The 18,722-nt window shown below is 70.8% G+C and carries 17 protein-coding genes; 11 read left to right on the top strand and 6 right to left on the bottom strand.

Features of this window, described 5'->3' with window-relative positions; genetic code table 11:
* Position 1 precedes the first annotated feature (1 nt).
* Positions 2-1,495, bottom strand: coding sequence for an IucA/IucC family protein (locus tag ACIBH1_RS31965; protein ID WP_397317690.1), 1,494 nt, complete (start codon positions 1,493-1,495; stop codon positions 2-4).
* A complete protein-coding gene (locus ACIBH1_RS31960) occupies positions 1,492-2,619 on the bottom strand; it encodes a siderophore biosynthesis protein (protein ID WP_397317689.1) in 1,128 nt (375 codons plus the stop codon). Before ACIBH1_RS31960 ends, ACIBH1_RS31965 begins: the two co-directional genes overlap by 4 nt.
* A 158-nt stretch (positions 2,620-2,777) precedes the next feature.
* Here ACIBH1_RS31960 and ACIBH1_RS31955 point away from each other — a divergent pair, with 158 nt between their 5' ends.
* From ACIBH1_RS31955 to nudC, 6 genes are all read left to right on the top strand, one after another.
* Positions 2,778-3,011, top strand: coding sequence for a hypothetical protein (locus ACIBH1_RS31955; RefSeq protein ID WP_397317688.1), 234 nt, complete (start codon positions 2,778-2,780; stop codon positions 3,009-3,011).
* A gap of 9 nt (positions 3,012-3,020) precedes the next feature.
* Positions 3,021-4,370, top strand: coding sequence for an ATP-binding protein (locus ACIBH1_RS31950; RefSeq protein ID WP_397317687.1), 1,350 nt, complete (start codon positions 3,021-3,023; stop codon positions 4,368-4,370).
* The gene (locus ACIBH1_RS31945) at positions 4,348-5,010 is read left to right on the top strand and encodes a response regulator transcription factor (RefSeq protein WP_397317686.1); all 663 of its coding nucleotides are present in this window, start codon (positions 4,348-4,350) and stop codon (positions 5,008-5,010) included. Before ACIBH1_RS31950 ends, ACIBH1_RS31945 begins: the two co-directional genes overlap by 23 nt.
* Before the next feature lie 95 nt (positions 5,011-5,105).
* On the top strand, positions 5,106-5,762 hold the full coding sequence (locus ACIBH1_RS31940) for a hypothetical protein (protein WP_397317685.1): 657 nt from the start codon (positions 5,106-5,108) through the stop codon (positions 5,760-5,762).
* A gap of 2 nt (positions 5,763-5,764) precedes the next feature.
* Positions 5,765-6,421, top strand: a complete 657-nt coding sequence (locus tag ACIBH1_RS31935) for a class F sortase (protein WP_397317684.1) — start codon at positions 5,765-5,767, stop codon at positions 6,419-6,421.
* 106 nt (positions 6,422-6,527) lie between these two features.
* On the top strand, positions 6,528-7,490 hold the full coding sequence (gene nudC / locus ACIBH1_RS31930) for an NAD(+) diphosphatase (protein WP_397317900.1): 963 nt from the start codon (positions 6,528-6,530) through the stop codon (positions 7,488-7,490).
* Between the two features lie 40 nt (positions 7,491-7,530).
* On the opposite strand, the gene ACIBH1_RS31925 is transcribed toward nudC, so the two are convergent.
* Entirely contained in the window at positions 7,531-7,776 is a 246-nt protein-coding gene (locus ACIBH1_RS31925) for a glutaredoxin domain-containing protein (RefSeq protein ID WP_181614560.1), read from the bottom strand.
* 71 nt (positions 7,777-7,847) lie between these two features.
* Positions 7,848-8,729: an alpha/beta hydrolase gene (locus tag ACIBH1_RS31920; RefSeq protein ID WP_397317683.1), complete on the bottom strand. Its 882-nt coding sequence runs from the start codon at positions 8,727-8,729 to the stop codon at positions 7,848-7,850.
* A gap of 289 nt (positions 8,730-9,018) precedes the next feature.
* Here ACIBH1_RS31920 and ACIBH1_RS31915 point away from each other — a divergent pair, with 289 nt between their 5' ends.
* The 4 genes from ACIBH1_RS31915 to ACIBH1_RS31900 all read left to right on the top strand — a co-directional run bounded on the left by ACIBH1_RS31915 (position 9,019) and on the right by ACIBH1_RS31900 (position 13,272).
* Entirely contained in the window at positions 9,019-11,076 is a 2,058-nt protein-coding gene (locus ACIBH1_RS31915; protein WP_397317682.1) for an ATP-dependent DNA helicase UvrD2, read from the top strand.
* A gap of 319 nt (positions 11,077-11,395) precedes the next feature.
* Positions 11,396-12,292: an acyl-CoA thioesterase II gene (gene tesB, locus ACIBH1_RS31910; RefSeq protein WP_397317681.1), complete on the top strand. Its 897-nt coding sequence runs from the start codon at positions 11,396-11,398 to the stop codon at positions 12,290-12,292.
* A 472-nt stretch (positions 12,293-12,764) separates the two neighbouring features.
* Positions 12,765-13,034, top strand: coding sequence for a WhiB family transcriptional regulator (locus tag ACIBH1_RS31905; protein ID WP_181614562.1), 270 nt, complete (start codon positions 12,765-12,767; stop codon positions 13,032-13,034).
* 49 nt (positions 13,035-13,083) lie between these two features.
* Positions 13,084-13,272, top strand: coding sequence for a hypothetical protein (locus tag ACIBH1_RS31900; RefSeq protein ID WP_397317680.1), 189 nt, complete (start codon positions 13,084-13,086; stop codon positions 13,270-13,272).
* Between the two features lie 1,284 nt (positions 13,273-14,556).
* On the opposite strand, the gene ACIBH1_RS31895 is transcribed toward ACIBH1_RS31900, so the two are convergent.
* Entirely contained in the window at positions 14,557-15,882 is a 1,326-nt protein-coding gene (locus ACIBH1_RS31895) for an ABC1 kinase family protein (protein WP_397317679.1), read from the bottom strand.
* A 622-nt stretch (positions 15,883-16,504) separates the two neighbouring features.
* A complete protein-coding gene (locus tag ACIBH1_RS31890) occupies positions 16,505-17,785 on the bottom strand; it encodes a thiamine biosynthesis protein ThiF (RefSeq protein WP_397317678.1) in 1,281 nt (426 codons plus the stop codon).
* An 88-nt stretch (positions 17,786-17,873) separates the two neighbouring features.
* Between ACIBH1_RS31890 and ACIBH1_RS31885 the strand changes: the two genes are divergently transcribed.
* Positions 17,874-18,656 (top strand): enoyl-CoA hydratase/isomerase family protein, encoded by a 783-nt coding sequence (locus ACIBH1_RS31885; protein ID WP_397317677.1) that lies wholly within the window; start codon positions 17,874-17,876, stop codon positions 18,654-18,656.
* The last annotated feature ends 66 nt before the right edge of the window (positions 18,657-18,722 follow it).

Below are 18,722 nucleotides of genomic sequence, written 5' to 3'. Positions count from 1 at the left end.
GTCAGGCACTCCTCAGCATCGACGGGGCACGCAGGTAGTTGGGGCCGCTGGTGCCGTAGTACTTGTTGACGTCGCGGGCGCCGGTGCGCTCCTTGGCGACGAGGGTCCCGGCGATCACCATGGACTTGCCGGTCAGGCGGGCCGCCTCCAGGGTCCTGGCGCGCAGGATCCTGGCCATGGGGTCGTTGCCGTACGGCCTGAGCGCGTCGTCGAGCACCTGCCTGAGCAGGCCGGTCGCGCTGTCGTCAGGCAGCCTGCCCACCAGCACGGCCGCCGCGGCCAGGTGCAGGGTGATGGTGACGAACACGTCGGCCAGGGCGTGCGGGTCGTCGGTCAGCATGCGCTCGTCGGAGAAGGCGGGCGCTTCGATGCCCCGGGCGGCCAGTCTCGACGGCGACGCGAGCAGGCCGTCGTTGTCCTTGACCAGCAACCTCGGGCCATCGGGCGAGCGCACGATCGCCAGGTTCTGCTGGTGGGCCTCCAGCGCCACGCCGTACTCCACGAACAACCGCACGTTCCAGCCGATCAGAATCTCCAGGTAGGAGAGCAGCTCCTCGACGGGCAGGTCGATCGCGTGGAAGGCGGCGACGGGGACGATCTGGCCCTGGCCGGGCAGCTTCCTGACCATCCACGCCAGGTATTCGTGACCGGCGTGGCCGTAGGTCTGCTCGTCGGCGACCAGCACCCGGGGGTCGGCCATCCGCTCCAGGAGCCGCTGGGCCCTGGCGCCGTCGTCGAGGGTGCCGGGCTTGATGGACCTCCTGTTGCGCCTGCCGAGCGTGCTGGTGGCCAGGGGGAGCTTCAGATGGGTGCGCGGTTCGACCTCGACCGTCCGCATCGACAACGTCGGCCGCACGCGCAGGTGGGGCCGGGGCGCCACGGTCACGCCGTCGAGCGCGGCCACCTGCGCCAGCGACAGCGGGTGCACGGGGAACAGCGTGTGCCCCGGCATCGGCGCCAGTCCCACCTGGCCGAACTCCGGCCACCAGGCGGGCAGGTCGTGCCGTTCCGCGGCTCGCACGGCCGCCCAGCGCAGTTCGAACGAGGGCGCGAACTCCGGCGCGTAGGCGAGCAGTTCCTCGGCCGTCAGCCCGCCGCGTGCGCGCGAGGTCGGGTAGACCGGGTGGTCGGCGAAGGCGGCCAGGCTCTCCAGGGAGATCAGCGACCCGTCGGCCAGCCGGGGCAGGATCGTGTCGCGGTGCTCCTGCAGCAGCGCCCAGGCCAGCTCGGCCTCGGCGCACTCCTGGCGGAAGGCCGCCACCCCGTCGGCGTCGGCCGGGTCGGCCACGGCCTCCAGGGTCTCCAGCACCTCCGGCAGCTCCAGGCGTTCGCCGGGGGCCACGACGAAGTCCTGGAAGAGCCGCCCCGGCGCGAGCCGTACGGCCCGGCCGCCGGCCAGCGTCACCGAGACCCCGTGCTTGTCGCGCGAGACCCGGCGGGCCAGGTCGCCGTAGTTCTCCCTCAGCAGCGCGTTGAGCACGCGGGCCGCGATCATGAGACCACCCAGGGGTGGGCGGCGCGGAAGGCCGCCACGGCCCGCTCGACCGCCTCGCGGGAGGGCCCGACGGCGCGGACGACGCCGAGGTAGTCGCGGTTGGTGTGGGTCTGCTCGACCTTGTCGCCCTCCTGGCGCAGCGGCCGGTGCCACAGGCGCACCTCGCCGTCGTGCGCCGACACCTCGCCGGGCGCCGCCGTGATCACTCCTGAGCGCTCGGCCACGATGGAGACCGCCGTGCCGTACCTGCCTGCGGCCGGCAGTTCGGGCACGCGCTCGCCCAGGTGCACGCGCAGGATGTGCTCGAACAGCGGCACCCCGAGCAGGTCGGCGAGCAGGAAGTCGCAGTGGTCGCCGATCACCCGGTAGTTGACCTCGATGAGGCGCGGGCCGCCCGGAGTGATCACGTACTCCGTGTGACAGGCCCCGAAGCCCACGCCGAGCACGCGCAGGGCATCGAGCACGTGGTTGTGCTCGGGCGGCGGGGGAGTCCAGTCCAGCCGCTCCTCCACGAAGTACGGCAGAGCTCCCAAGGTCGTCCGGAACCCTCCGAGGACGGTGATGCCGTCAGGATCGCCCAGGGTCTCCAGTGTGTACAGCGGTCCCGGCAGGTACTCCTCCAGCACCACCGCCTCGCCCGCGCGCCGCCGCCGCACCTCCTCGACCCCGCCGGGCCCGTCGGCCAGCTCCACGTCCTCGCTGGCCACCCCCTCGCGCGGCTTGACCACCAGGGGGTACGGCAGGCCGTCCGGCACCGGGTCGCCCGGCGCGAGCCGCAGCGAGAACACCTGCTCCACGCCGGTCAGCGCCCGGCGCATGAGGAACTTGTTCTTGGCCGCCAGGCACGCCCTCCAGTCCTTGCCAGGCAGGCCGAAGTAGGCCGCGGCCAGGGCGGTCTCGGTCTGGAGGTGGTCGGAGTTGGAGAAGATCGCGTCGGGGCGTCCGAGATGCTCGATCGCGTCGATCAGCGCCCGCGGGTCGCGCACGTCGCAGCGGACGGCGCCGGGGTGCTGCTCCGGCCGGTCGGTGAGGATGGTGACCTCGCAGCCCAGGGCCTCGGCGGCGGGCAGGAAGCCGTGGGTCACCGAGTCGGTCGGCTTGAGCGCGGTCAGGTAGAGCCGCAAGGCAGAGTACCCCCGAGATCAGGTAAGGCTAACCTAAGTCGCTGATCCTAGCCGGGATGAGATCATCATGTGGGCCCGACGCTCCAATCAGAGGGTATGAGAGTTTTCTCATCCTCGTCTCACGAAGCAGGGCGGCGGCCGCGGCTAGCGTGGCGGCCGTGATCCGGAGGACTTCCTTGGCAGGGGTGGCCGCGGCGGCGGTGCTGGCGCTGGTGCTCATCACCATGCAAGCGGTCAGCGCGCAGGAGCCCGAGCTCGGCGGCCCGGTGGTCGTCACCCCGTCTGTGGTTCCCACCACGTCGTCCAGCTCGGCCCGGCCGGAGGCCACCAAGGAGGAACGCGTCTCGCGCAAACCTCCAGCCAGGGACGATGATGAGGACGATGACGACTGAGCCGCCGCCGTGAGCGCCCGCTTCCGCATCGTGGGCTGGATGCTGGCGGTCGTCGGGCTGGCGCTGGCGGTGGCGATCTCCGCCGGATGGGCCGTGCTCGTGCAGCGCGAGGCGGAAGTCGTCAACGACGAGCTGCGCAACGAGGTCGACAAGCTCAGGGGCTTCGCCGCCCAGCGGCCCGTCAGCGACCTCGACGAGCTGTTCGACGCCTACCTCCAGGTCAACGTCGCCGACCGCTGGGAGACCTTCTTCACGCTCGTCGACGGCCGCTGGCACGGCCGATCGCCCGACCACAGGGCCGAGGCCGACCCCCGGCTGATCGACCGCATCGCGCGGCACACCCAGGTCGCCACCGGCTCCCACGACGAGGGCAGGATCCGCTGGGCCGCCATCCCGGTCAGCGTCATCGGAGACGCCAGGAAGGGTCACTTCGTGATCCTCGTCTTCTACGACCGCCACCGCGCCGAGGTCGACCGCGCCGTCAGGCTCCTCGTGCTCTCCGCCCTCGGCGCGCTCGCCCTGGCCGGAGCCGCCGGATGGTTCGTCGCCGGACGCGTGCTGTCACCCGTACGGCTCGTGCGCACCACCGCCGAGCGCATCAGCGACTCCTCCGACCTGAGCCAGCGCCTCACCGTCACCGGCAACGACGACGTGGCCGCGCTCGCCCGCACCTTCAACCACATGCTCGACCGGCTGGAACGTGCCTTCGCCATCCAGCGGGAGTTCCTCGACGACGCCGGGCACGAACTGCGCACCCCCATCACCGTCGTGCGCGGCCACCTCGAACTCATGGGAGCCTCCGACGAGGAACGCGAGGAGACCCTCGCCCTCGTCACCGACGAACTCGACCGGATGAGCAGGATCGTCGAGGACCTGCTCACGCTGGCCAAGGCGGAACAACCCGGCTTCCTGGCCGTCGAGGAGGTCGAGGTCGCCGACCTGACCGTCAGCGTCGTGGCCAAGGCCAGAGCGCTCGGCGAACGGCGCTGGAGAGTCGACTCGCTGGCCGAGGTGAGCATCATGGCCGACCGGCAGCGCCTCACACAGGCGCTCATGCAACTCGTCGCCAACGCCTTCCGCCACACCGGGGAGGGCGGGGAGATCGCCGTCGGCTCCGCCGTCCAGGACGGCCAGGTCACCCTGTGGGTGCGCGACGACGGGCCCGGCGTGCCCGCCGACGACCGGGAACGGATCTTCCAGCGCTTCGTCCGCGTGGGATCCAGCCCAGGAGCCGGGCTCGGCCTGGCCATCGTGCGCTCCATCGCCGAGGCGCACGGCGGAACCGTGCACGTCGAGGACGGCGCGCGCTTCGTGATCACTGTGGAAGGGACGTGCGATGAACCGGATCCTGATAGCTGAGGACGAACGGCGCATCGCCTCCTTCGTGGAGAAGGGGCTGCGCGGCAACGGATTCGTCACCACCGTCGTGGAGGACGGCGAGGCCGCCTACGAATACGCGCGCAGCGGGCAGTTCGACCTCATGGTGCTCGACATCGGGCTCCCGCTGGCCGACGGCTTCACCGTGCTGCGCCGGCTGCGCGAGGCCAGGGTGACGATCCCGGTGATCATCCTCACCGCGCGCGACAGCGTCGCCGACAAGGTCGCCGGGCTGGAAGGCGGGGCCGACGACTACGTGCCCAAACCCTTCGCCTTCGAGGAGCTCCTGGCGCGTGTGCGGCTACGGCTCAAGGCCGGGGGCGCGCCCGAGGCGACCGTGCTCAAGGTCGGCGGGATCTCCCTCGACCTGCGCACGCGCAGAGTCCACGTCGACGGACGGGCCGTCGAGCTGTCGACGCGGGAGTTCGCGCTCGCCGAGGTGTTCTGCAGGCACCCCGACCAGGTGCTCACCAGGGAGCAGCTGCTCAGCCAGGTGTGGGGGTTCGACTTCGACCCCGGCTCGAACGTGGTCGACGTGTACGTGAGATACCTGCGCAAGAAGATCGGCAGCGACCGCATCGAGACGCTGCGGGGGACCGGGTACCGGCTGAAGGCCGGATGAGAGGCGTCTCACGCGGGCGTCATGAGAGTGCCACCGGGGGGCTCGAATCTTGAAGTCAGGAAGGTGAAACGACTTCGGGATCCGGGAGGAATTCGATGGAACTCAAGCGTCTGGTTCTGGCACTGGCGATCGTCGGGGGGAGCGGCGGCGGGCTGCTCGCCGCCGGCGCCGTACCGGCCTCCGCCACGGCCGCGCCCCTGGGCGGGGTGGCGGTCGTGGTGGCGGATGACGATGACGACGACGATGACGGCGGGGACGACGACGATGACGACCGCGGCTCCTCGCGCGGCGACGACGACCGCGACGACGACCGCGACGACGGCGCGCCGCGTGGCGGGGTCGAGACCGGCAAGGGCGGTGTCACTCGCGACGACGACGATGACGACGACGATTCGCCTCGGGGTGGCGTCGAGACGGGCAAGGGTGGAGTCGCGCGGGACGATGACGACGACTCGCCTCAGGGCGGGGTCGAGACGGGCAAGGGCGGGGTCGCCCGGGACGACGATGACGACTCGCCTCAGGGTGGCGTCGAGACGGGCAAGGGCGGGGTCGCCCGCGACGACGATGACGACGACACCCCGAGCGGCGGCGTCGAAACCGGTGCGGGCGGCACCTGGACCTCGGTCGAGCCCGTCTCCGCCGAGTCCGGCGTCAACCCGCTCGTTCCCGCCGCGGCCGGCCTGGCCGGTCTGACGGCCCTCGCCGGGGGTGCCGTGTGGCTGCGCCGCCGCACCTCCGCCCAGGAGCGGTGACCGTGCGCCGCACCCTGGCGGCGCTGGGAATGGCGGCGCTGGCTTCCACGGCCTGCGCCGCCTCACCCCCGGCGACCTCCTCGCTCCAGCCCCTGCGCCCGGTCCTCGTGCCCCAGGCCCAGCCCCTCGCCGAGCCGTACACGGAAACCCAGGCGGGAACCCAGGCCGGAACCCAGGCCGAGCCGTACGCCCGGGTCCCGCGCGCCCGTCCCGTCGCCGCGCCGGCCGACGTCGCGAACCCCGTGCGGCTGCGCATCCCCTCCATCGGCGTCAGCACCAAGATCATCCCGCTCCCTCTCGACCGCAAGGGCAAGCTCGTCGCCCCCAAGCGGTTCGACCTGGCGGGCTGGAACGTCGCGGGCCCCGAGCCGGGCGAGCGCGGCGCGGCGGTCATCGCGGGGCACGTCGACTCCAGGACCGGCCCCGCGGTCTTCTACCGCCTGCGCTCGCTCACCCCCGGCCGCAAGATCCACGTCCATCGCGCCGACGGCACCCGGGCGACGTTCACCGTCTACCGGATCGCCCAATACTCCAAGGCCAAGGTCCCGAACGCCGTCGTCTACGGCGCCACGCGCGGCCCTGAACTGCGTCTCATCACCTGCGGCGGATCGTTCGACGGCCGCAGCTACCGCGACAACGTGGTGGTCTTCGCCCGCTGACCTGCGACGATCCCGCGCGTCGACCCTCGGTCCCGGCCAGGTTAATGGCCGGGACTTTTTGTCGGCATAGGATGGCCAAGGTTCTGGGAGGTAGTGGCGCGTGACCATGAGCATTGGCGAACAGTTGCTGGGCCCCCTGCTGCTGGCGCGGGGGACGATCGATCGCTCCGCGCTGCTGCGCAACGATCCGGCCGGGCTTGAGCGGGCCTGGGGCGACCCGGCGACGAGGGTCATGGTCGTCAGCCAGGGCCACACGCTGGTCACGCGCTCGGGTTCCGACGTCGAGGCCGTCCTGTTCCCCACCGCCGACGCGCCCGTGGGCGAGCGGTTCCTGCTCGGCGTCTCCGACGGCGTCACCTACTTCGCCGTCGTGGCCGACCTGCCCGACACCGCCGACCTCAACGGCCGCGTCACCGTGCCGATGCGGCTCGGCGACGCCCCCGAGGGACGTCCCGTCGCCGCCGGGCTCCGCCAGGTGGGCGGCCTGCTCGGCGACCGCGACGCCGGCCTGCTCGTCTACGCCGTGGCACTCGAGGCCTGGCACTCCACGCACCGCTTCTGTCCCCAATGCGGCACGCTCACCGAGTCCAAGCAGGGCGGCCACGTGCGCGTCTGCCCGGCCGACGGCAGCCAGCACTTCCCGCGGGTCGACCCCGCCGTGATCATGCTCATCCGCGACCAGGACGACCGCTGCCTGCTCGCCCGCGGACCCCAGTGGCCGACCGGCCGGTTGTCGGTTCTGGCCGGCTTCGTGGAGCCGGGGGAGTCGTTGGAGCACGCGGTGGCCCGCGAGGTCGCCGAGGAGGTCGGCGTCGCCGTCGTCAACGCGCGCTACCTGGGCAGCCAGCCGTGGCCGTTCCCGCGCTCGCTGATGCTGGGCTTCTTCGCCGACGCGGTGAGCACCGACTTCGTGCTCGACCAGGAAGAGATCGCCGAGGCCCGCTGGTTCTCACGCGAGGAGCTCGCAGCGGCCCTGGAGTCCGGCGAGGTACGGCTGCCGCCGCCGGTGTCGATCGCGCGCCGGCTGATCGAGACCTGGTACGGCAGGCACCTCGACGGCGACTGGTGACCTCGCCTGGGGAGCGCCGAGCTCCCCAGGGTCACGCCCGTCACACGCCCAGGAGAGCCTTGACCTCGAGCACGCTCGGGTTGGTCCTGACGACCTTGCCCTTCGGCGTCTCGATGACGACGGTCGGCACCGTCTGGTTGCCGTTGTTGACGCTCATCACGAATTCGGCCGCGCCGGGGTTCGCCTCGATGTCGATTTCCCGATAGGCGATGCCTTCCCTGCTGAGCTGCGACTTCAGCCGCTTGCAGGGGCCACACCACGTGGTGCTGTAAACCGTGAGCGCCATCTCCAGATGTCCTTCCGTCTATGAGGCGCTCACTGCAACAACGCGAGTCCCCGTCGGAATTCCTTCAAAGATCAACCGATCTTCTCGAGGATCCACTTCTGGATGCGCTCGGCTACCCCGGGGGTCCGGTAGAGCGGCGAGCTGTGCGCGATGCCGGGCACGGTGAGCACCGTCATCGGGACGCCGACCTGCCCGAGCATGCTCTTCAGCCGCACGCTGTGCGACGGCGGCACGAACTCGTCCTGGGAGTGCACGGTCAGCACCGGCGCGTCCTTGCGGCTGGCGTGCCACTGCACCTCCATGCTCGCCCAGACGCGTGAGCACTTGCCCAGCGGCTCGCAGCCTCCGGCCAGCTGGACGGCCGCATCGCGCAGCTTGCGGCGGTTGGGGTCGATGGTCTCGTCGCCGTCGTGGAAGGCGAGCAGCGGCGAGATCACGGGGGAGACGCCCACGACGCCCTTGAGCCCCGGCAGCTCGCCGTCGCCGAACGTGCCCACCGCGGTGGCCAGGTGACCGCCCGCGGAGAAGCCGAGGATCACGTAGTTCCTGGGGTCGAACTGCCAGCGCTCGGCCGACCTGATCCCGGTGTGGATGGCGTCGAGCACGTCGCCGCGCTGGGAGGGCCAGGCGGCGTCGCCGGACAGGCGGTAGTTGAGGTTGAAGACCGTGTAGCCCAGCTCGGCGTAGGTGCGGGCGATCGAGGTCGCCTGCGTCTTGTCGCCCGACGACCACCAGCCGCCGTGGATGAGGAAGATGCCGGGGCGCTTCATGCCGTCGGGGGTCCACCACACGTCCATGGCCTGGCGCTTGTGCGGGCCGTACGAGATGGTCTCGAAGGCGAAGCCGCCGACGCCGAACGGGTCGGTGGTGGTGTGAACGGTCGGCTCGGGCGTCGGGTCCTTCGCGGCCGTCGCCGAGGTCGAGCTCAGCGTGGACGCGGCAGCGGCGTTCACGGAGGTCGTCCTCAGCGTGGACGCGGCAGCGGCGTTCGCCGAGGTCATGCTCAGCGTGGACGCGGCAGCGGCCGTCGCACTGGTGGCGTGCGCGGCCGCGGGAACGAGCGCGGCGAGAGCGAGCGCAGCCAAGGTCACCGCGGGTCGCAAACGGGGCCTTCCTTTCCACCGTGCCCCCGAAACTGTCGGGGTGATGGCCTAACTTTTGGAGTTGGCGTGACTCTCACATGGCGCCTGGAATATTGCCAGGTTGGCGGACTCCTCCGCCACCTGCTGGGAGGATGAGCGAGTGGATGACGTTCTTGCCGGGCTTGACCCGGAGCAGCGCGAAGTGGCCGAGGCCGTGCGCGGCCCCGTCTGCGTCCTCGCTGGAGCAGGCACGGGCAAGACGCGCGCCATCACCCACCGCATCGCCCACGCCGTCCGATCCGGGGTCGTCGAGCCCTCCGGAGTGCTCGCTGTGACATTCACCACTCGGGCCGCGGGAGAGCTCCGCCAGCGGCTGCGGGTGCTCGGCGCGCCGCTGGTCCAGGCCCGCACCTTCCACGCCGCGGCGCTGCGCCAGCTGACCTATTTCTGGCCGCGGGTGATCGGCGGATCGGCTCCCGCCGTGATCGAGTCGAAGCTGCCCCTCCTGGTCGAGGCCGCCCGCGCGATCCGCAAGAATCCCGACCGGTCCGAGCTGCGCGACATCGCCGGCGAGATCGAGTGGGCCAAGGTCACCCAGATCGGCCCGGAAGACTACGTCGCCGCCGCGGCCAAGCACCACCGCACGCCGCCGATCGACGCCGCCCAGGTCGCCGAGCTCTACGACACCTACGAGCGCATCCGCCGCGAGCGCCACCTGGTCGACTTCGAGACCATCCTCGAGCTCACCGCCGCCGTCATGACCGAGCACCAAGAGGTCGCGACCCAGATCAGGCAGCAGTATCGCTACTTCGTCGTCGACGAGTACCAAGACGTCAACCCGCTGCAGAAGCTCCTGCTCGACACCTGGCTCGGCGGGCGCGACGACCTGTGCGTCGTCGGCGACCCCAACCAGACGATCTACTCCTTCACCGGCGCCTCGCCCCGCTACCTCACCAACTTCTCGGTCGAGTTCCCCAACTCCCAGGTGATCAAGCTGGTGCGCGACTACCGCTCCACCCCCCAGGTCGTCGATCTCGCCAACCTGGTCCTGGCCAAGAGCCGCACCCCCCACAGACTCGAGCTCGTCGCCCAGCGGCCCGACGGGCCCAGGCCGCGCTTCGAGGAGTTCGACGACGAGCCCGCCGAGGCCGCCGCCGTCGCCCGCGCCATCTCCACCCTGCTCAACCAGGGCGTGCCCGCCCGCGAGATCGCCGTGCTCTTCCGCGTCAACGCCCAGTCGGAGGCCTACGAAGAGGCCCTGGCCAAGGCCGACGTCCCCTACGTCCTGCGCGGCGCCGAGCGTTTCTTCGAACGCCCCGAGGTACGGCAGGCGGTCGTGCTCCTGCGCGGCGCCGCCCGCTCGGCAGGCGAGGCGCCCCTCGCTTCCGAGGTCCACCACATCCTGTCCGGCATCGGCCTCACCCCCAACCCGCCCTCCGGCGGCGGCAAGGCCCGCGAGAAGTGGGAGTCGCTCAAGGCCCTCGCCGACCTGGCGGAAGACGTGGCCGCCGAGGGCGGCGACCTGTCCGCCTTCGTCGCCGAGCTCGAACGCCGCGCCAGCGAGCAGCACGCCCCGCCCGTCGAGGGCGTCACCCTCGCCTCCCTCCACTCCGCCAAGGGCCTGGAGTGGGACGCCGTCTTCCTCGTCGGCCTGACCGACGGCATGATGCCGATCATCTACGCCGAGACTCCCGAGCAGATCGAGGAGGAGCGGCGCCTGCTCTACGTCGGCATCACGCGCGCCCGCGCCCACCTCCACCTGTCGTGGGCCCTGGCCCGCGCCCCGGGCGGCCGCAAGGGCCGCAAGCCGTCACGCTTCCTCGACGGCCTCACCGGCCGCGCCACGGCCCCGGCCCGCTCCTCCACCGCCACCCGCGAACCCCGCCGCACCCCGGCCGCGCCCATCTCGTGCCGCGTGTGCGCCAAGACCCTCGTCGCAGCGGCGGAGCAGAAGCTCGGACGCTGCGCGAGCTGCCCGAGCGACTACGACGAGGCGCTGCTGGCCGCCCTCAAGGCCTGGCGTACGGCCACGGCCAAGGAGGCCAAGGTGCCGACGTACGTGGTGTTCACGGACGTGACGCTGCAGGCGATCGCCGAGCGGGTGCCGACTTCGGAGCAGCAGCTGCTGGCGATCGCGGGGATCGGGCGGGTGAAGCTCGACAAGTACGGGGCCGACGTGCTGGAGCTGTGCCGCGCGGACCACTCGTCCCCGGCCTGAGAGGACGGGCTCGCCCTACGCCCGCCTCACTCCACGCCACTTCGCCCCGGCTCGCTTACGGTCGGCACCCGCCGTGCGTCGGGAGGGCCACGACCGCGTCCCTCAACCCCGGACGTGGGCAATCCTCACCACGTGACGGCGCCCGGCCACGTCCGACTGCCTGCCCTGGAGCACGCACGCCCGCCCACGGCGGCGGGTGGCGGCAACCCTGCGCCAGCCGTACGACATGGTTGTCCACAGCCCACGCCCCCGGGTGACCCGGGGGCGTGCGGACACGTCACACTGTTCGTACGCCATCAGGCGGGCAAGAATCCAAAGAATGGGAGCGGCGGTGAACGAGGCGCTCAAGGAGCTGCTCGATCTGCTCGATCTGGAGCAGATCGAGCTCGACATCTTCCGTGGCAGGAGCCCGGAGGAGCGCATCCAGCGGGTGTTCGGCGGGCAGGTGGCCGCGCAGGCGCTGGTGGCCGCGGGCCGCACGGTGCCCAAGGATCGCAACGTGCACTCCCTGCACGCCTACTTCATCCGCCCGGGTGACCCGTCGATCCCGATCGTCTACAACGTGGAGCGTGTGCGCGACGGGCGGTCGTTCACGACGCGGCGGGTGGTGGCGATCCAGCACGGCAAGGCGATATTCACCATGTCGGCCTCCTTCCACATGCCCGAGGAGGGCATCGAGCACCAGGCGACCCAGATGCCCGAGGTCCCGCGGCCCGAGGTGCTGCCGCACTTCCAGGAGCGGATGCGCGAGGTCGTGGGTGACGATCCCGAGTGGACGGCGTGGCTGGAGCGTCCTCGGCCGATCGACGCGCGCTACATCTCGCCGCTCACGTGGGAGGCGCACAAGGATCCGTCGCTGCGCAGCGCCGAGACGAACGTGTGGATCCGCGCCGACGCCGAGCTGCCCGACGACCCGCTGCTGCACGTCGTGCTCGCCGCCTACGCCTCCGACTTCACGCTCGTCGACACGGTGCTGCTCGCGCACGGCCTCGCGTGGGGGGCGTCCAATGTGATGGGCGCGTCACTCGATCACGCGATGTGGTTCCACCGCCCGTTCCGAGCGGACGAATGGTTGCTCTATGCTCAAGAGTCCCCCTGGTCGGGGGGCGCGCGTGGTTTGGCCCGCGGGCAGATGTTCACTGAATCGGGAGACCTGGTGGTGTCCGTGGTTCAGGAGGCGATGATCCGCGTGACAAAGTCGCAAAATCCCAGGTAGAAAATATGTTGCCCCTTCCCGGCTTCCCGGTTTAGGGTCATGGTCAAGCGAGTCGGACAGTCCTGTCCGACGATCCAGAGAGTGGAGGTGAGCTACCGGTGATCATCAGCATGAAGAGTGAGTTGGCCACGAAGTGGCTCGCTTCCGCATGCCGTGAGGCCGGTCCGGTTCTCGCCGGCGGCGTCGAAAGAGTCGCACGGGCGAAGTCTGTCTTCATCCGTGACGCTCACCGTGGAGTTCCGGCTCTTGCCGCAGCTCTGCCTGCCTACCTGCCGACCCAGCAGATCGCCAACAAGGGTGGACTGCGTGGTCCGCAACCCTGGAGGGATAGACCGGTCATAACCTGACCGGCGACTATCAGCCTCCAGGCCGCGGATCCGCAGACAGGATCCGCGGCCTCTTTGTTTTTCCGCGACTCCCCACCACCCAAGAGGTAACCAACCAGAACATTAGTTCGACCCAAGGAGACACGATGGGGGCGCAGCCGATCATGGACCTGATCGACGAAGCCAAGATCCCGTGCCGAAGCAACCCCGACCTCTGGTTCGCCGAGTCGCCCGAGGACGTCGAGTTCGCCAAGGCCCTGTGCGGTAGCTGCCCGATCCGGGAAGGCTGCCTGGCCCGCGCGCTGGAGCGCGAGGAGCCGTGGGGCGTGTGGGGCGGCGAGCTCATCCTCAGGGGCACCGTCGTTCCGCGTAAGCGGCCTCGCGGGCGTCCGCGCAAGCACCCGGTCGCTGCCTGAGACCTCGCACTTCGCACATCGCACCTACGAGCACGAAAGAACCAAACCAATGAGCTACTTCACCACCCGGAGCCTCGAAATGCCTTATCTGTACCAGGAACTGGTCGTCGATCGAATACAAACCCTCCACCGCGAGGCGGAGGAGCAGCGCCTGATCTCTCGGATGTCGCGCGTCCAGCGCGCCCGGCGGGACGTACGCCGGGCCACCGAGAGGCTCAACCGCGCGCTCGTGAACTGACCACGAGTCGGGTGACCCCCCGCACCGCCGGGGCGAGCCCGAACCCGGGCGGGCATGCCTGACCTCCAGGCAGCCCGACCCACCCGGGCCGGATGAGAAGAGCACATCCGACCCCGCGTGACCAGGTCCGACACCGCGCCGGCGCCAACCCGCCGGCGCGGTCCCCGGGCCCGCACAACCAACCACCCACTTCGCCGGGGGCCGACCCGATCGGCCCCCGTGCGAAACGACAACCCGGTACGGCCCGCCGTACCAGCACGAGCACCGAGCTGGGCACAGAAGAGCACGCCCGGCGCAAGAGCTTGAACCGGGCGCTGAAGAGCAGGCCCAGCACAGGAGCTTGGGCCGGGCCTTGAAGATCACGCCCGGCGCAAGAGCCTGAGCCGGGCGCTGAAAAGCAGGCCCAGCGCAGAGCTTGAGCCGGGCGCTGAAGAGCACGCCCGGCACCCCGCCGCGCCCGGCGACCATTCGCCGGGCGCACCCCAACGGAGGCAACGGCCTCCCACTTACTCAGAGGATTTACACCCCATGTTTATGCACCAGGAACTGGTAGCCGACCGAATGCAGACCCTCCACCGCGAAGCGGCGGAGCACCGCCTCGCCACCCGCGCCGAGCGCGTCCGCCGCGCTCGGGAGGAGGTACGGCGAGCGACCGAACGCCTCGCCCGCGTCCTCGGGTAGTACCGATGAGCGCCCGCAACAAAGGCCGAGTGTGCACGCACACTCGGCCTTTTCGTTTGTGGGGAGGGGAAGGCTGAGGCCTTTGGCGGTGGTGGGAGACGCGGCGACATTCGTGGTCTTTGGCGGTGGGAGACGCGGCGACGCACGTGGTCTTTGGCGGTGGGAGACGCCGCGACGTCCGCGTTCTTAGGCGGTAGGGGACGCCGCGACGTCCGCGTTCTTAGGCGGTGGGGGCGCGGCGACGTCGCCTACCTGGGGGCGGTGAAGGAGTGCGGCGAAGTTCGCGGTCCATGGCGGTGAGGCCGGGCTGCGACGGAGAGCTCATGGCGTGCGCATGGCGGTTACGGCGACCGAGCTCTCCCATGGCGTCCGGATGGGGGCGCGGCGACCGAGGCCTCCCACGGCATGGCATGGTGAACGGGCCGCGGCGAGCGACGCGACCCGCTGGCGTGGCGAAGGGACGGCGGCGACCGAGGCCTCCCACGGCATGGCATGGTGAACGGGCCGCGGCGAGCGACGCGACCCGCTGGCGTGGCGAAGGGACGGCGGCAACCGAGGCCGCCCGCGGCATGGCGAAGGGGGCCTCAGCGACCGGAGCTCGTCCTACGCCAGCGGAACCGCCTCGTCGTCGGCGAAGCCCGGCACCCACCTGATCACCTCGTCGCGGAACCGGGCCGTCGCTCCCAGCTGGCACAGAACACCCACCCCCGCCGCGTGCACCCGGTGGATCAGCACGTACGACACGGGAAGGTTCAGCTGCCTGACCACGTTGGTCGGCCGCAGGTCGGTGACCGTGGCAGCCTGCGCCTGCAGCCACTCCCTGCTGAACGTGAACTCCTCCACCGCCGTCGGCTCCACGTACGGCGCGAGGAAGGCCCTCAACGCGTCGGCGTCGACTTCGATGTGGGGGCGGATGAAACCCTCGGCGCGGAGTCCGGCGACGACGGTGTCCATGTCGCCCTGGTTGAAGATCCGGGTGAGCTGCCCGAACACCACGGGGTACCCGTCGGGCAGCCGGTTGACGGCTCCGAAGTCGAGGATGCCGAGCCGCCCGTCGGGCAGGAGGCGGAAGTTGCCCGGGTGGGGGTCGGCGTGGAGCATGGCGACCCGGGCCGGCGAGCAGAACAGGAAGCGCACGAAGCGCAGGCCGGCCTGGTCGCGTTCTTCCTGGGTGCCGCCGGTGATGACCTTGGAGAGCGGGGTGCCGTCCATCCACTCGGTGACCAGGACGTGCTCGTTGGCGGCGATCACGTCGGGCACGAAGAAGTCGGGGTCGTCCTTGAACTCCAGCGCGAAAGCGTGCTGGGCCTCCGCCTCGCGCAGGTAGTCGAGTTCCTCGGCGATGCGCTCCTGCAGTTCGTCGAGGACGGCCTTGATGTCGAGGCCGGGCAGCATCACCCCGAAGAGCTTGCCGAGGCGGGCGAGCTGCTTGAAGTCGCCGAGCAGCGCCTTGCCCGCACCCGGGTACTGGATCTTGACGGCCACGGCGCGGCCGTCGTGCCAGACGGCGCGGTGGACCTGGCCGATGGAGGCGGCCGCGGCGGGCTGGTCGTCGAAGTCGAGGAAGTTCTCCCGCCAGTCGTCGCCGAGTTCCTCGGCCAGGACCCGGTGGACCGTGGAGACGGGCAGCGGAGGGGCGGCTTCCTGGAGCTTGGTGAGCGTGGCGCGGTAGGGGCCGACGATCTCCGGGGGGAGTGCGGCTTCGAAGATGGACAGGGCCTGGCCGAGCTTCATCGCGCCGCCCTTGAGCTCACCGAGGACCTTGAAGATCTGATCGGCGGTGCGCTGCTGGATTTCCTGGGCGACGAGCTCGGCTGACTTGCCCCCGATGCGCTTGCCGATGCCCACGGCCGTGCGGCCGGCGAAGCTCAGCGGAAGCGTGGCCAGCTTGGCGGAACGCGTGACAGCGCGGCGCGGAAGATCGCTCACCGTGTTGCGCGGGATCTCATGGAGATTCCCGCTCCCCCCTTCCCGTGATCAGTCGCGGGCACCGGACCGGACCAGCCGTTGGACCGACCGGCTCGATATCGGGCCGGCCGCCCGGACCGCCCCGGCTCGTTGCCGAACCAGCCGTTGAGACCGCCCCGACTCGATGTCGGGCCGGCCGCTCGGGCCATCCCGGCTCGCTGCCGGACCAGCCGTTCGGACCGCCCCGGCTCGATGTCGGGCCGGCCGTTGAGACCGCCCCGGCTCGCTGCCGAACCAGCCGCTCGGACCGCCCCGACTTGATGCCGGGCCGGCCGCTCGGACCGCCCCGGCTCGACGTCGGGCCGGCCGCTGGGCCGGCTCGCCACCGGATCGGCCGCTCGGGACGATCTGACGGTGAACCGGCCTTTCGGCTTCCTCACCATCACATCTACCCCCCAAGCCGCCACGAAGTCGAGACGCCGGTCGGGCTGACACGATGTCGGCGCGGCCGATGGAGGCCGGCTCGGCATCGGGTCGGTCGCTTCGGACGCACCGATCTCTGGTCAGCCACGTTACGGCCGACCCCCGTCGGTCGGTCGCGCAGGGCTGGCCGATGCCGGTCTGCCCGAGCTGGATCCGTGGGTCAACCACAAAGGGTCGACTCGACCATTGTTAGCGAACCGGGATTGTTTCGGAAGCAACGACATTGCTCATGAAACGTTACCGATCTCCACTTCATGCGCCAATCAGGCAATATCCCCATAGTGGCGTTCGTCACAGGGGTCTCCCTGCCCTCCAGGAAAGCAAGCGCATGACCAGCCACAGCCGCCGCCACCTGCGTCGCGAGAGCCGTACTGCAGGAGAACTCGCCGGGGGACGAGCCGCCCACCCGCGCGGAGACGATCGGCGAGCCGGGGTCGGCGTCGCGGCGGGCCAGGTCGAGGCAGTGCAGGCAAGGGGTGACGCCCGGCACGACGAGGGGGCCTACGCCGCCGTGTTCTTCGTAGGCCTCGGCCAGGAGGTGGGGCACGCGCCAGGCGAGCAGGTCGCGTATCAGAAGGCCGTCGAGTGGGGTGACGGGGGCCAGGACGACGAGGTCGGGGAGCTGGGAGCCGTCGCTGACCTGGCCACCGGCGACCCAGGCGGTGACGGACGGGGCGCGGAGGGGGACGGGGGTGCCGGGCTCGTGGATGGGGGTGGGTTTGCCGAGATCGCGAGACCGCGCTCGAGATTTTGGAGAAGGTGCGACCTCACCCGGACGCTGGCCTGGCTGCGACGCGCCTGAGCTCTGCCCCGCGCCGTCGCGCGCAAAAGCGCCGCCACCCGCCACTCGCAGTGCCACGGCGACCGCCCCCGCGTCTCGCCGGCCGCCCACCTCCTGCCACCCCAGCCCACCGGGCGTGATGTCCTCCGGCCTCGCGGGCCCGGGGTCGGTCACCGAGATCCGCCCCACCCCCGCGGCAGCCAGCAGCGCCACCACCTGCGCCCCCACCCGCCCGGCCCCGTGCACCCGCACGTGCGCGCCACGGCGCCGCTCGAAGGCGGCGTGCCCGCCGTCACCGGCGCCGAGCGCGACCGCGTCCAGCTCCGGCCGCAGCCGGTCCCGTTCGGCCAAGGACAGGTCGGCCCCCACCACCCCCGGCACGTCGTCGAGCACCCCGCACTCGAACAACCGCCCCACCAGTTCCCGGGCCTGCCCGGCATCGAGCCGCGCCCCGGCCGCCGCCCGGAGCACGCCCTCCAGGTCGCGGGTGCCGTCGAGCCCCAGCAACCACCGCCGCACCCGCTCGGTGAACCGCCCGACGGGCACGGTGGCGCCGTCGCCGTCGCCGATCAGCACCCGCCGCCCCGGATGCAGCCCGACCTGCACGGTGTGCTCGTCGCGTTCGACGACGCGGAGCCCTGGCTTGATTCGTGGCCTCATGCCCGCAGAGGTTGCCACAGCGGATCAACCGAGCTGGGCTGGTTGTGCCGCCCTGTGGATAACCTCCGGGCGGTCTACGATCTCGACCATGAGCGAGCTTCTGGTCGAAAGGGACGACAACGGCGTTGTCACCCTCACCCTCAACCGCCCCGACCGCAGAAACTCCATGACGGAGGGCATGACCGAGCAGTGGCAGCGCACCATGGCGGAGCTGGCGAAGGATCGCCTGGCCAGGGTCGTGGTGGTGACGGGCGCGGGCAGCGCCTTCTGCTCGGGTGGCGACATGTCGTGGCTGGCGGAGCGCGGCACGGAAACCGTCCCCGACCTGCGCGACCGCATGCTCGCCTTCTACCGGGCCTGGTTGTCGATCACGAAGCTGGAGATCCCGACGATCGCCGCGATCAACGGCCCCGCCGTGGGCGCGGGATTCTGCCTGGCGCTGGCCTGCGACCTGGTCTACGCCGCCGACGACGCCAAACTGCTCGTCCCCTTCACCAGCCTGGGCCTTCACCCCGGTATGGCGGCCACGTATCTGCTGCCCAGGGCGGCCGGAGCGCGCCTGGCGCGGGAACTGCTCCTGACCGGTCGCACCATCAGAGGAGACGAGGCGGCTTCACGAGGTCTGATCAATCAGTCATTCGCCAATCAAGATCTGATTTCCGAGGTCGCCACGATCGCCACAATGATCGCGGGAAACGCCCCCGTCGCCACCAAGCTCACGAAAGTCGCGCTGAACCAGGAGCATCCGGATCTGGAGGCCGCGCTGCGATGGGAGTCGCTCGCACAGCCCGTGACCATGGCTTCTGCCGACATGCTGGAAGGGCTGGCGGCCAATCGGGAAAGGCGGCGGCCCAAATTCACCGGGACTTAATCTGTTGACCAGGGAAAACGGGATCCACCCCCTGTGGAAATTTGCGCGTGTCGGCTACCGTGCATA

This window comes from Nonomuraea sp. NPDC050663, from assembly GCF_044456985.1.
In the GTDB taxonomy this organism is placed as follows: Bacteria; Actinomycetota; Actinomycetes; order Streptosporangiales; family Streptosporangiaceae; genus Nonomuraea.
Note: the sequence above shows the minus strand (reverse complement) of the source record. Positions and strands in the feature narration are given on the sequence as shown.

Bases quoted from the DNA above. Each gene is read 5' to 3' on its own strand.
- ACIBH1_RS31940 (WP_397317685.1), top strand. From the start codon at position 5,106: ATGGAACTCAAGCGTCTGGTTCTGGCACTGGCGATCGTCGGGGGGAGC.
- ACIBH1_RS31925 (WP_181614560.1), bottom strand. From the start codon at position 7,776: ATGGCGCTCACGGTTTACAGCACCACGTGGTGTGGCCCCTGCAAGCGG.
- ACIBH1_RS31965 (WP_397317690.1), bottom strand. From the start codon at position 1,495: ATGATCGCGGCCCGCGTGCTCAACGCGCTGCTGAGGGAGAACTACGGC.
- ACIBH1_RS31890 (WP_397317678.1), bottom strand. From the start codon at position 17,785: ATGAGGCCACGAATCAAGCCAGGGCTCCGCGTCGTCGAACGCGACGAG.
- nudC (WP_397317900.1), top strand. From the start codon at position 6,528: ATGAGCATTGGCGAACAGTTGCTGGGCCCCCTGCTGCTGGCGCGGGGG.
- ACIBH1_RS31945 (WP_397317686.1), top strand. From the start codon at position 4,348: ATGAACCGGATCCTGATAGCTGAGGACGAACGGCGCATCGCCTCCTTC.
- tesB (WP_397317681.1), top strand. From the start codon at position 11,396: ATGGGAGCGGCGGTGAACGAGGCGCTCAAGGAGCTGCTCGATCTGCTC.
- ACIBH1_RS31885 (WP_397317677.1), top strand. From the start codon at position 17,874: ATGAGCGAGCTTCTGGTCGAAAGGGACGACAACGGCGTTGTCACCCTC.
- ACIBH1_RS31905 (WP_181614562.1), top strand. From the start codon at position 12,765: ATGGGGGCGCAGCCGATCATGGACCTGATCGACGAAGCCAAGATCCCG.
- ACIBH1_RS31900 (WP_397317680.1), top strand. From the start codon at position 13,084: ATGAGCTACTTCACCACCCGGAGCCTCGAAATGCCTTATCTGTACCAG.